Source organism: Robertmurraya korlensis (assembly GCF_023715225.1).
Taxonomy (GTDB): domain Bacteria; phylum Bacillota; class Bacilli; order Bacillales; family Cytobacillaceae; genus Robertmurraya_A.
The window spans coordinates 1-426 of sequence record NZ_JAMBNS010000130.1 but is presented as its reverse complement, the minus strand read 5'-3'; the positions used below and the strand labels follow the sequence as shown (position 1 = coordinate 426).

General features: G+C 64.1%; 1 protein-coding gene. It reads left to right on the top strand.

Features of this window, described 5'->3' with window-relative positions:
* Window positions 1-426: DDE-type integrase/transposase/recombinase (locus tag M3175_RS24525; protein WP_251524620.1), on the top strand; the 426-nt coding region annotated here is incomplete at both ends.

Genomic DNA, 426 nt, shown 5'->3' with positions numbered 1-426 from the left:
CCCAGCTATGGCTATCGCCGGGTTTGGGGCATATTGCGCAACGAGCGCGTCGCGGTTGGGCTGGCGCCGTTCAATGCCAAGCGCATCGATCGCGTCATGCGCACGCACGGGTTGCTGATGCAGCGCCGACCGACTCCGCCGCGGGCGCAACGTCGACATGACGGCAAAGTGGCCGTCGCGCGCAGCAATCAGCGATGGTGCTCGGACGGCTTCGAGTTCCGCTGCGACAACGGCGAGCCGCTGCGTGTGACGTTTGCGCTGGATTGCTGCGACCGAGAAGCGATGAGCTGGGCGTCCACGACAGCAGGCCACAGCGGCGACATCGTGCGAGACGTGATGCTGGCTGCAGTGGAAAATCGGTTTGGCAACGAACTGCATACCCCGTACGAAATCGAGTGGCTGAGCGACAACGGTTCGGGCTACACG